The sequence below is a fragment of the Lentibacillus halophilus genome, from assembly GCF_055395055.1.
Map to the genome: position 1 here is coordinate 2302259 of NZ_AP043750.1, position 10397 is coordinate 2312655.

16 protein-coding genes are annotated in these 10397 nt (G+C 40.2%); 12 read left to right on the forward strand and 4 right to left on the reverse strand.

The features are described from left to right. Positions 1-65: 65 nt before the first annotated feature. Both ACZ5Q7_RS11395 and ACZ5Q7_RS11400 read right to left on the reverse strand, forming a co-directional pair. Positions 66-266: a cold-shock protein gene (locus ACZ5Q7_RS11395; RefSeq protein ID WP_343753157.1), complete on the reverse strand. Its 201-nt coding sequence runs from the start codon at positions 264-266 to the stop codon at positions 66-68. A 347-nt stretch (positions 267-613) separates the two neighbouring features. Further along, positions 614-1666 carry a C40 family peptidase gene (locus ACZ5Q7_RS11400; RefSeq protein ID WP_343753159.1) on the reverse strand — a complete coding sequence of 351 codons (1053 nt, stop codon included), beginning with the start codon at positions 1664-1666 and terminating at the stop codon, positions 614-616. Positions 1667-1806: 140 nt separating this feature from the next. On the opposite strand from ACZ5Q7_RS11400, the gene ACZ5Q7_RS11405 reads away from it, so the two are divergent. From ACZ5Q7_RS11405 to ACZ5Q7_RS11445, 9 genes are all read left to right on the forward strand, one after another. After that, complete coding sequence (locus tag ACZ5Q7_RS11405) at positions 1807-2763, forward strand: thymidylate synthase (protein ID WP_343753161.1); 957 nt, start codon at positions 1807-1809, stop codon at positions 2761-2763. A gap of 21 nt (positions 2764-2784) precedes the next feature. Further along, on the forward strand, positions 2785-3276 hold the full coding sequence (locus ACZ5Q7_RS11410) for a dihydrofolate reductase (protein ID WP_343753163.1): 492 nt from the start codon (positions 2785-2787) through the stop codon (positions 3274-3276). A 17-nt stretch (positions 3277-3293) separates the two neighbouring features. Continuing rightward, positions 3294-3872 carry a molybdenum cofactor guanylyltransferase gene (mobA, locus tag ACZ5Q7_RS11415; RefSeq protein ID WP_343753165.1) on the forward strand — a complete coding sequence of 193 codons (579 nt, stop codon included), beginning with the start codon at positions 3294-3296 and terminating at the stop codon, positions 3870-3872. 129 nt (positions 3873-4001) lie between these two features. Beyond that, entirely contained in the window at positions 4002-4217 is a 216-nt protein-coding gene (gene tatA / locus ACZ5Q7_RS11420; protein WP_343753167.1) for a twin-arginine translocase TatA/TatE family subunit, read from the forward strand. Positions 4218-4235: 18 nt separating this feature from the next. Beyond that, positions 4236-4430 (forward strand): twin-arginine translocase TatA/TatE family subunit, encoded by a 195-nt coding sequence (gene tatA, locus ACZ5Q7_RS11425; protein WP_343753169.1) that lies wholly within the window; start codon positions 4236-4238, stop codon positions 4428-4430. A 66-nt stretch (positions 4431-4496) separates the two neighbouring features. Beyond that, positions 4497-5261: a twin-arginine translocase subunit TatC gene (gene tatC, locus ACZ5Q7_RS11430; protein WP_343753171.1), complete on the forward strand. Its 765-nt coding sequence runs from the start codon at positions 4497-4499 to the stop codon at positions 5259-5261. Positions 5262-5523: 262 nt separating this feature from the next. Then, positions 5524-5988, forward strand: a complete 465-nt coding sequence (vrrA, locus tag ACZ5Q7_RS11435) for a VrrA/YqfQ family protein (RefSeq protein ID WP_343753173.1) — start codon at positions 5524-5526, stop codon at positions 5986-5988. An 89-nt stretch (positions 5989-6077) separates the two neighbouring features. Beyond that, a complete protein-coding gene (gene msrA / locus ACZ5Q7_RS11440; RefSeq protein ID WP_343753175.1) occupies positions 6078-7031 on the forward strand; it encodes a peptide-methionine (S)-S-oxide reductase MsrA in 954 nt (317 codons plus the stop codon). 42 nt (positions 7032-7073) lie between these two features. Then, the gene (locus ACZ5Q7_RS11445) at positions 7074-7280 is read left to right on the forward strand and encodes a DUF6501 family protein (RefSeq protein WP_343753177.1); all 207 of its coding nucleotides are present in this window, start codon (positions 7074-7076) and stop codon (positions 7278-7280) included. A gap of 42 nt (positions 7281-7322) precedes the next feature. Here the strand turns inward: ACZ5Q7_RS11445 and ACZ5Q7_RS11450 are convergent, their stop codons facing one another. Then, positions 7323-8513 (reverse strand): M14 family metallopeptidase, encoded by a 1191-nt coding sequence (locus ACZ5Q7_RS11450; protein ID WP_343753178.1) that lies wholly within the window; start codon positions 8511-8513, stop codon positions 7323-7325. 147 nt (positions 8514-8660) lie between these two features. On the opposite strand from ACZ5Q7_RS11450, the gene ACZ5Q7_RS11455 reads away from it, so the two are divergent. Then, the gene (locus tag ACZ5Q7_RS11455) at positions 8661-8900 is read left to right on the forward strand and encodes a 4Fe-4S dicluster domain-containing protein (RefSeq protein WP_343753180.1); all 240 of its coding nucleotides are present in this window, start codon (positions 8661-8663) and stop codon (positions 8898-8900) included. Between the two features lie 150 nt (positions 8901-9050). On the opposite strand, the gene ACZ5Q7_RS11460 is transcribed toward ACZ5Q7_RS11455, so the two are convergent. Beyond that, the gene (locus ACZ5Q7_RS11460; RefSeq protein WP_343753182.1) at positions 9051-9320 is read right to left on the reverse strand and encodes an acylphosphatase; all 270 of its coding nucleotides are present in this window, start codon (positions 9318-9320) and stop codon (positions 9051-9053) included. 299 nt (positions 9321-9619) lie between these two features. On the opposite strand from ACZ5Q7_RS11460, the gene ACZ5Q7_RS11465 reads away from it, so the two are divergent. Beyond that, positions 9620-10036, forward strand: a complete 417-nt coding sequence (locus tag ACZ5Q7_RS11465) for a hemerythrin domain-containing protein (RefSeq protein WP_343753184.1) — start codon at positions 9620-9622, stop codon at positions 10034-10036. 32 nt (positions 10037-10068) lie between these two features. Next, positions 10069-10389 (forward strand): hypothetical protein, encoded by a 321-nt coding sequence (locus ACZ5Q7_RS11470; protein WP_343753186.1) that lies wholly within the window; start codon positions 10069-10071, stop codon positions 10387-10389. The last annotated feature ends 8 nt before the right edge of the window (positions 10390-10397 follow it).

Genomic DNA, 10397 nt, shown 5'->3' on the forward strand with positions numbered 1-10397 from the left:
TTAGGTATAACGTCATTAAAAAAGCGGCAACCCAATTGGGTTGCCGCTTTCAATTTATGGTTGCATTATACTTTGACTACGTTAGCAGCTTGTGGCCCACGGTCGCCTTCCACGATATCAAATGTAACGTTTTGACCGTCTTCAAGTGTTTTGAATCCTTCTTCCTGAATAGCAGAATAGTGGACGAATACATCATTTCCTTCTTCTACTTGAATAAAGCCATAGCCTTTTTCTGCGTTAAACCATTTTACTACGCCGTTTTCCATTTGTAAATTTCCTCCTAAAACCTTTCACGTAAAACGTGTTAATACAAATCAGATAGGTGGAATATAAAAAGGCAACTTGCCAGCGAAGTCATGGATCATTTAATGCATCCTTCCACTGGAAGCTGCCTGTTCTTCATGATTCCATACATCTTCATTGCTTGTTTCTAATATAGCTTATTTCCCACCCTCAGTCAATAAATTACCCGATTTAATTGTTTTTATACGGATATGTCATTTTTAAGATGGAAGAGGATGTATAAAACAGACAATCAACAGCCATCCGGTGAGTTTATTGCGGGGATAAAGAGACGTGATCATGGGGAAGAACCAATTGATAATAAGGGTTGCTATTGCACTCTTCTGGCTCCCAAATATCGCTCCTTCCAGTATGAATTTCCCAATTTGCTTTTTTCTACACCACGCGATTCACCGGCATGAATAAATTTGTTATCACCAACATAAACCCCCATATGGGATGGCCCTGATTGATACGTTTCAAAAAACACGAGATCACCAACGGATGGTTTGCTGATAGGTTCTGTGGCATTCCATACATCACTGACAGTACGGGGAAGTTTAATATCTTCCAATTGAAAAATGTATTGAATAAATCCGCTGCAGTCAAAACCGGATGGCGATTCCCCTCCCCAGACGTATGGTGTACCGATTTGGGCATAGGCAGCTTCAACAGCTCCGGAATAAGAGGGTTTGCTTACCTTGACTTGTTTTGTCTTTTTCTTGGTTTCATTTTTAGTTGATTCTGTATTATTTTTTTTCGTTTCTGATTGGGAAGTTGTTTGGAGTTTTGATTCGGAAGGTGCATTGGCCGTTTGTGTTTCTTTCTGGTTTCTTCGTTCGGCTTGTTTTTCTGCATACATTGCTTTCAATGCATTATCATCAACAAGTTCCAAGTCCAGTTTATCTTCGGCTGTTTCCAGTGCCTTCTGTGTCAGTGGGCCATAGAGGCCATCCACTTCACCTTCGTAATAACCGAAATATTGCAAGGACCGCTGAACTGTTTTAACGTCATCATGGTTCATTTCCGGTTGAATCGTGTCTGCCATATCTTTCAACTGATTGGAATGGTGTTTTATTTTCTCAACCATTCCTCCCCCTGATATCTGATTTGACATATCAATGTTATGATCTTTTTTAAACTGCTGGAGGGCACGTTCTGTTAAAAGATTATCATTATGGTCGACCTTTTTATACAAATCAGATTTATGTTGTTGAATTCGGACGGCTTCACTATGTTTCCCGGAATGCGGCTGGTCAACCTCCGTCAATGGATCATTTTGAAGATCAGGGTATGCATTCGCATAAACAGCAAACGACTGACTTAACATGTAACTGTACAAAAACGATTGTTTTATGACATGTTGAATGGAACTATTCAGCATGCAATCATCCCCTTTCGTGAGTGACTTACTTTTAAAAGATTATTAAATGGGGTATCAATTTATGTGTGCCGGGAGTTAACGATTGTGTTACAATAGCAGGAAATATATCTTTAGCAGAACGGATGATGGGAGGGTAGACCATGTTAAAAGGCGAACGAGGGTATTTGGATCTATGCAAATACATATTGGAATATGGAACGAAAAAAATGGACAGAACGAATACAGGTACCTATTCGGTTTTTGGATCTCAAATACGATTTAAACTGAACGAAGGATTTCCGCTTCTAACAACAAAGAAAGTGCCGTTCCGATTGATCACGAGTGAGCTTCTATGGTTTATTAGGGGTGATACGAACATACGTTATTTGCTTCAACACAATAACAATATTTGGAACGAATGGGCATTTAAACAATGGGTTCATAGTGATGCTTATGACGGACCCGACATGACCGATTTCGGTAATCGAAGCCAGCGTGACGCTTCCTTTCGAAAACAGTATGAAGAACAGATGGAACGATTTAAGCAAAATATTCTTTATGACGATTCGTTTTCCGAGACCTTTGGAAACCTGGGCAATGTTTATGGAAAACAATGGCGCGCTTGGGAAACATCCCGTTATGAAACCATTGATCAATTGAAAGAAACAGTCAAGTCCATTCGCAATAACCCGGATTCCCGCAGGCATATCGTATCGGCGTGGAATCCGGAAGATGTGCCGCATATGGCTTTGCCGCCCTGTCATACACTGTTTCAATTCTATGTGGCTGATGGCCAATTGTCATGTCAATTGTATCAACGCAGTGGTGATATATTTCTTGGGGTTCCATTTAATATAGCCAGCTATGCATTACTTACTCTGTTGATGGCGCATGAGTGTAATCTTGAGCCGGGCGAATTCATTCTTACGCTTGGAGATGCACACATATACACCAATCATGCAGAACAGATGAAAACACAACTTGGGCGCGATCCAAGGCCTTTCCCGTCGCTTGAAATGAATAAAGAAAAGGAATCCATGTTTGCTTTTGATGTAACCGATTTTCAATTAATGGATTATCATCCGCATCCTGCCATCAAAGCCCCAATTGCAGTATGATTGAAAGGAGGGTTGGAACGAATGATTTCGTTACTGGCTGCAATGGACCAAAATCGGGTGATTGGCTATAAAAACGATCTGCCATGGCGCCTCCCGAACGACTTGAAGTTTTTCAAACAAAAAACAACCGGAAACACCATCTTTATGGGACGCAAAACATTTGAAGCCATTGGAAAGCCGCTTCCCAACCGTGAAAATGTCGTTATTACACGAAAACAGAAGGCCCATTTTCCGGAAGGCGTTGAGGTTGTTCATGATGTGAACACGGTACTTCAATGGAATGATGAGCATCCCGATGACGAACTGTTTATTATTGGCGGTTCGACCATTTTTGAACAATTTCTTGCGCACGCAGACCGCCTGTATATTACGTTTATTGATGACAGTTTTCCTGGAGATACGTATTTCCCTCTTTTTACAGAAAAATATTGGCAATTGACCGCAGAAGAAAAAGGGGAGCGAAATGACAAAAATCCTTACGATTATTACTTCCGTCAGTATGACCGGAGATAGTAAGGGGGATGATGCAGATGCAAGGAACTGGAGTAATTCTTGCGGGTGGTAAATCATCTCGTATGGGGACCGATAAATCATTATTGACCATCTATGGAAAATCAGCAATTACACACGTCACAGAAGAACTGAAAAAATGCAGCAGCCAGACAACGGTTATCACTAATAACCCTGCATCACACACGTTTCTTGGAATCGATATGTATACAGACCGATATAAAGACATGGGGCCGCTTGCCGGTATAGAATCCGGGTTGTATCATTCAAATTCGGATGTTTGTCTATTCGCCGCATGTGACATGCCGTTTATTGATCAGAGCATATACCATTTGCTGTATCAGTCACTCGAAAATGTTGATGCTGTTATTCCGGTATATAATGAGCGAATGCATCCACTTGCAGGTATTTATAAAAAACAGGTTCTTCCACAGGTTCAGTGCCTGCTTCATCATGATGAGCGGAAAGTGCGCACATTATTTAAGTATATTAACGTCCGATATGTGTCACATTATAAAAACATACCCGATCAAAAACTTGAAAAACATTTTTTTAACATGAACGATCCCGCTCAATACGAAAAATCAAAACAATTATAAGTTCAGTTGTACGCTGGTTGTGTCCCGTGTTACAATGGCAAGGAGATAAATTACTGTCAGACGGTGTTGCGATACGTTTTATTGTATGGACTGTCTATAAGATTGTGGAAAAAATAATCACACGGGGTGATGATAGTGGGAATAGGCAGTATTGGTATTCTGGGATTAATTTTAATTCTGATAGTGGCACTAATTATTTTTGGCCCTAATAAATTGCCAGAGATTGGTAAAGCGGCAGGGACTACATTAAAAGAGTTCAAAACATCAGCACAAGATTTAACTGGTGATGTTTCCAAAGAAGTTAATGAGGCCAAACAGGTTTTTAAAGAGGATGACAACAAATAATCATATGGAGTGATGATAATGGGAATAGGCAGTATTGGTATTCCAGGATTAATTTTAATTCTGGTCATTGCGCTGATTGTTTTCGGCCCATCAAAACTACCCGAAATTGGTAAGTCTTTTGGCAATTCATTAAAAGAATTCAAAAATGCAACTAAGGACATTGTTTCAGACGATGAGGATTCCAGAAATAATGATCATTCATCTAATCAATAACCGGATGGGCAAAGGGTGTAGGGGAAACCTTACATCTTTTTTCTGCCATAGTGGGAGCGTGAACGCATGGTTGAAGGACACGAATTTGACCAGGACAAAGACATGAATGTCGTTGGCCATTTATCTGAATTGCGCAACCGGCTAATCGTTACAGCCGTTTTTTTCATCCTGTTTTTTGTGGCGGGATTTGTGTATGTCGAGGAAATTTATGATTTTATAGCTGCGGATTTACCTTTTAAGTTAAGTGTTACAGGGCTTACTGATTTAATATCGGTTTATATAACGCTTGCAGGATTGGTTGCCATCATAGGGACATTGCCGATATTGTGTCTGCAAATCTGGCTATTTATTAAACCTGGGTTGACAAAACCGGAACGCAAAGCGACATTATGGTATATACCGATTATATTTCTTTTGTTTCTTATTGGCATTGTATTTGGATATATCATTTTTGTTCAATTGATTGTCCCATTTTTATTATCTCTTAATAATGACATGTTCAATGAAATTTTTACATATGACCGTTATTTTAAATTACTGTTCCGAATTGTTATACCGTTTGCCTTGTTCTTTGAAATACCTATTATAGCTATGTTTTTGACGCGTCTCGGTGTGCTTACGCCAGACTTTATGCGTAAAACGAGGAAATATGCCTATTTAATTATTGTTATCATCGGTGCTGTCATTACACCACCGGATTTTACGCTGCAACTTGTCGTTGCTGTTCCACTTATTATTATTTATGAAATCAGTATTTATTTGGCAGCTGTTGTGTACCGTAAAAAACTGAAAAAGCACCGTGAATTTATGGATAACAATAATAGTGACTAGCTGCTCATTGATCATTGCGTCCTGATTCACAAAGATGAAAACAGATAGAATAGGGGATTCCCGTCTACAACAAAATAGGCGCGTTTTCACCATATTCTGTCATTTCTGTGTTAAAAAATGCTGTTTTGTGCGGTTTCCCGGGAAATAGTTTGGGTGTAAGTAAAGGCTCTATCAGAACAGTGGATGTGTATCGGCCATGCACTTTTTCAGCATTTGTCACGTACAATACGATACGTAACAATCATGGAAGGGGAGGATCATAATGGTATGGCCGATGCAACAGGGTCCCAATTATCCATTTTACCAGCCACAGGGATTTTTTCCCCCTGGATTGCCTCAGCAACATTCCCCAGGTGGTTTGCAACAATTGTTTACATCCCATAACATGCAGCGTTTATTATCGCCGGATCGGATAAATAATTTTTCACAAAAACTGGGAAGCTTGCAGCAAATATTAAAAACGGTTCAATCAACGGCTCCTATCATACAACAATACGGACCGATGGTAAAAAATCTGCCAATGATGCTGCAATTAATGAAAGCATTGAACGAAAACGATGATGAAGAAGAATCAGAAAATCAGACAGCCTCTGAGACGTCTTTAGAAAGTAATGAGGAAAATGATGAACAGGATATGACGACACCGTCCATGGAAAACACGTCGGACGATAATACAAGTGATACGTCGCATCATTCAGGTGTATCAACGCCAAAATTGTTTGTTTGATTGTTTGCTACTCAGGCAAAATATTTGATTTTCATAGCTGAAAACGAAAAAATGGAACCAATGAAACCAGAACAAATGGGAGGCATTCTATGACGACCGAACTGGCAACATTTGCAGGCGGATGTTTTTGGTGTATGGTGGAACCGTTTGATGAGCGTCCGGGTGTACTGAATATCGTCTCAGGTTATACCGGCGGGCACACCGAAAATCCAACTTATGAAGACGTTTGTTCAGATCAGACCGGGCATGTAGAAGCGGTTCAAATCACATTTGATCCTGAAAAAATGCCTTATAAGGAACTTCTCAACACTTTTTGGCAACAAATTGATCCAACAGATACCGGTGGACAGTTCAATGATCGAGGCGAGTCCTACCAAACAGCTATTTTTTATCATAATGAAAAACAAAAACAACTTGCAGAACAATCCAAACAGGATTTGGAAAAAAGCGGAAAATTCTCGAAATCGATTGTAACGCCAATTATAGCCGCCAAACCTTTTTACAGAGCTGAAGAAGAACACCAGGATTATTACAAAAAACAATCATTCCATTATAGCCTGTATAAGAAAGGGTCCGGACGTGAGGCCTTTATTAAGGAGTATTGGCAGCAGAAACCGGAAAAGTCAGAACTGAAGGAAAGGCTGACCCCTGTGCAGTACAACGTGACACAGGAGAATGGAACGGAAAAACCGTTTGATAATGAATATTGGGATAAAGATGACGAAGGGATATATGTGGATCTGATCTCCGGTGAGGTTTTGTTTAGCTCACAGAATAAATTTGATGCGCAATGCGGCTGGCCAAGCTTTACAAAACCTGTTGATTCTTACCGACTGAAGGAAAATACCGATACCAGCCACGGAATGGTTCGCACTGAAGTCAGAAGCAAAACAGCCGATTCTCACTTAGGTCATGTTTTTCCTGATGGACCAGCCGATCAAGGCGGATTGCGCTACTGTATGAATTCTGCTGCTATGACATTCATACCGAAGGAAGAAATGAACGAACGAGGATATGGACAATACTTATCGCTTTTTGAATAAACCTTTTAATAATTATAGGCATTGGAACAGGAGCGTTGAAACGTGATACATTTAAACTGGCAAAATCGGGAAACCATGAAAATAGTGGAATGTGTTCATGCTGATGCTGAAAAATTTATAGTTCATCATAAGCTGACCCCTGGGCGACAGTATGATGTTAAGAATGAAACAGATGAATTTTATTTCATTGTTGATAACAGCGAACGTATTGGTGGTTTTTATAAAAATTACTTCCAAGAGATAAAATAACAGCAGAAAGATCCTGCTGTTATTTTATCTATCGGTTGCCCGTTACATATAAAGATTCGCTAACATGATTCCGAGCGATGCTTGATATATTTCATCAAACTGGGTGAAAGGAAGTGGATTGACACCCGAGCCCAATTCAACCGTAAAACCAGGGCGTTGATAATTTTTTATGAACCAATCTTTGAAACCGGCATAATTATCAACATAACGAACAGGGGTATAACCGCTCACACGACCGTATTCGTCGACTATAGTCTGTGCGGATGATGGCTCGATCCCTTCATAGCCCCAATAAATGACGTCGCCTTGTGTATGAAAAGCACTAACTCGCGAAAATTCGCGGGTATTGGCCAATGTAGCCATGGCCATTGATTCCGGTTCCGATAATGGATAGGGCCCTGGGTAGTCCCTTGGTTGCGGCGAATCGGGCTTTCTTGCGGTTTCTGTTTCCCGGCGTGCCGGATATTGATTGTTTAAATCCACGCCCGCGATATTTGCTTTCCAATTGGAAAAATCGGTGTCGTGATTATTGAGTGAAAGAACGTTTCTTCTGCGGTTACCAGCTGCCGACGCGCCATTTAATACAAGATCGACACCATCTGGATTAACCATTGGAACAACCGACAAATTCGTGTCTGTTAAGAGAGGAAGTGTGGATAGCGATCGTAATGGAAGGTTATTTGTCAATGCACGCGCGTATTCGTTTATAAAACGCATAATAACAGGAGTTGTAATCCATTCATTGGCATGAAACGATCCGTTCAAATGAACTTGTTTGTTGCCATTGCCCACTTGTATTTCAATGATATCCTTCCCCATAACAGAATGGCCGATCACCTGTTGCGTGATGAATGGATAGATTGTCGTCAGCTTTTGTATGTCGTTTATCATGGTATCAAATGTATAATGATGAAAATCCGTTAAAATCCGTTCGTTCACTCGTTCGGGAATCGCAATTGTGTCATTGATTGGCAGATGATCAGCAATTATGGATGGGTTGACTGATTGAAGCATATCAACGGACAAACGTTTTTCCTTGGCTATTTTCTTTAATGTATCATTCGGTGCCGTTGACTGATAATGAAGGGTATAACCGGGAATGTGTATGTTTCGCCCCGCTGTTAATGGTTGACCATTAATCTCTGAATTTGATTGGTCAATCAATGCAAACGGGATATCAAATAGCTCACTGTAATATTGTAATGAATCACCGGGCCGAATGGTGACTTTCAATGGTATCTCTCCTTCCCGTACTTCCGATAGTACATGATATGCATGAGTGCCTAGAAATGTGTTTTAATGCTTGAATCACGAGAAAAAATTATGTAATATTTATAATGAGATATTTAATCTTGCCTCTCATTGGAAGGAGGAAATAGCTTGGCTTTTGTTATTACATCACCATGTATTAATGAAAAATCAGGAGAATGTGTGGAAGTTTGTCCTGTTGATTGTATAGAAGAAGGCAAGGATATGTTTTATATTGATCCCGATATTTGTATCGATTGCGGTGCATGTGAGGCTGTCTGTCCGGTAGAAGCCATTTATATGGAAGATGACGTACCGGAAGAGGAAAGTAAATTTATAACAACGAACCGCGAGTTTTTTGAGAACCGCTGAGATATAAAGCACCTTGATGAAGCAAGAATCGCTTTTTACTGATGGCGGTTCTTTCTTTATAAACAACGAAGGGGGCTGTCATATCCGGCCTCTAAATAAGAATTGAAACGGACGATCAGCAGGAGATAAAATGCCTACTGATCGTCCGTTTCATTTTATGGAAAAATCCGTATACCCTTTATTATTCTGATCGAAATTTACATCCACATTTTCCACATGAATAAACGGACTGAATCCTTTTTTTAATATTTGTATAAATGAACGAACTTGTTCTGCGTCGCCTTCCGCTTCAAGTTCAACTGTGCCGTCTGTCTTGTTCTGCACCCATCCTGCCAATCGATGGCTTCTTGCCTGCTGTTGTGCAGAGTATCGGAATCCCACGCCTTGAACGCGTCCGCTGACGACGATATGTGCCAGCATCGTGACCTCTCCTTTGTCTATCATTGTATCGTTGCATACTGTTATCTTAAACATATTTTTTCCCTTTTTCCAATCATCAACTGCTGTTAAAAACATTTCACATTAATTGTCATAATCTTTTCGTGACAATAATCACACTTTCGCCATATGTTTCCATGAATAAATTGTTAGAGACCAGGTTGCGTGATATGCTGTAAAAAATCGATATTATTTTCAAAGAACACGTCGGTATCAAAAATACGAAAAGGAAAGCCCCAATGGTCGTATATCACGCTTAATAGGCTGTAAGGAGTGATAAAATGTCAGGTCCTGCTCTGAAAAATGCTGATAGCCACGCAGCTATACATGAAGCAGCATTAAACGAAGCTATCGAGTTAACGGAAATGCTCGAAAAACTCGCGGATGACAGCCAACAGGAAAAAGCGATGGAATTAGCTTATGTTCTTGTCGAGCAATGGGAGACGAGAACTCTCGCACATGCTGAATCGGAGGAAGAGGGGTTATATAAAGACCTGGTGGACGAAAATCCAGATGTAAAAGATGACATCGTGGCATTAACACGTGATCATGATTTGTTACGACTATTGATGGCTGAAATTAAGCAGTTATTGCCGGAATACGGCGTGACTAATGATGTGGTGCAACGGTTTCATTCCATGATTATCGTTGACCAGCTTCATAATCAAAAGGAATTGGATGTGCTTCCGAAGCACTGAATGATTACTTATTGTATGAGAGGTGACGTTATTTGGATTCCAATCAGACAGCATCCGGCAACGAACGGTCGCTCCGTATTATACTCCCGGAGTTATATCATTTTATAACAACTGAACTGGAAAACCGTTATAACATTCATAAATATGATATTCAGGCTAATGCAATTAAAGAAGAATCTGGATACAAGGTGATCCTTTATTACGGGGATGGATTTGCCCATCAGATGTCCCGGTCTTTGACAAATGACGTTCTTCATAACAAAAGGGAAGCATTGACGGAATTTTTGGAAGAAGCAGGCGAATCCTGCAAAGAAGTCATGATTGCTGATTATTTCCGAATGATGAAACCGTGAATCGGAAA

Excerpts from the sequence above, each read along its gene's own strand:
- tatC (WP_343753171.1), top strand. The coding sequence starts at position 4,497 with ATGGTTGAAGGACACGAATTTGACCAGGACAAAGACATGAATGTCGTT.
- ACZ5Q7_RS11405 (WP_343753161.1), top strand. The coding sequence starts at position 1,807 with ATGTTAAAAGGCGAACGAGGGTATTTGGATCTATGCAAATACATATTG.
- ACZ5Q7_RS11400 (WP_343753159.1), bottom strand. The coding sequence starts at position 1,666 with ATGCTGAATAGTTCCATTCAACATGTCATAAAACAATCGTTTTTGTAC.
- mobA (WP_343753165.1), top strand. The coding sequence starts at position 3,294 with ATGCAAGGAACTGGAGTAATTCTTGCGGGTGGTAAATCATCTCGTATG.
- ACZ5Q7_RS11395 (WP_343753157.1), bottom strand. The coding sequence starts at position 266 with ATGGAAAACGGCGTAGTAAAATGGTTTAACGCAGAAAAAGGCTATGGC.
- tatA (WP_343753169.1), top strand. The coding sequence starts at position 4,236 with ATGGGAATAGGCAGTATTGGTATTCCAGGATTAATTTTAATTCTGGTC.
- vrrA (WP_343753173.1), top strand. The coding sequence starts at position 5,524 with ATGGTATGGCCGATGCAACAGGGTCCCAATTATCCATTTTACCAGCCA.
- msrA (WP_343753175.1), top strand. The coding sequence starts at position 6,078 with ATGACGACCGAACTGGCAACATTTGCAGGCGGATGTTTTTGGTGTATG.
- ACZ5Q7_RS11410 (WP_343753163.1), top strand. The coding sequence starts at position 2,785 with ATGATTTCGTTACTGGCTGCAATGGACCAAAATCGGGTGATTGGCTAT.
- ACZ5Q7_RS11460 (WP_343753182.1), bottom strand. The coding sequence starts at position 9,320 with ATGCTGGCACATATCGTCGTCAGCGGACGCGTTCAAGGCGTGGGATTC.
- ACZ5Q7_RS11465 (WP_343753184.1), top strand. The coding sequence starts at position 9,620 with ATGTCAGGTCCTGCTCTGAAAAATGCTGATAGCCACGCAGCTATACAT.
- tatA (WP_343753167.1), top strand. The coding sequence starts at position 4,002 with ATGATAGTGGGAATAGGCAGTATTGGTATTCTGGGATTAATTTTAATT.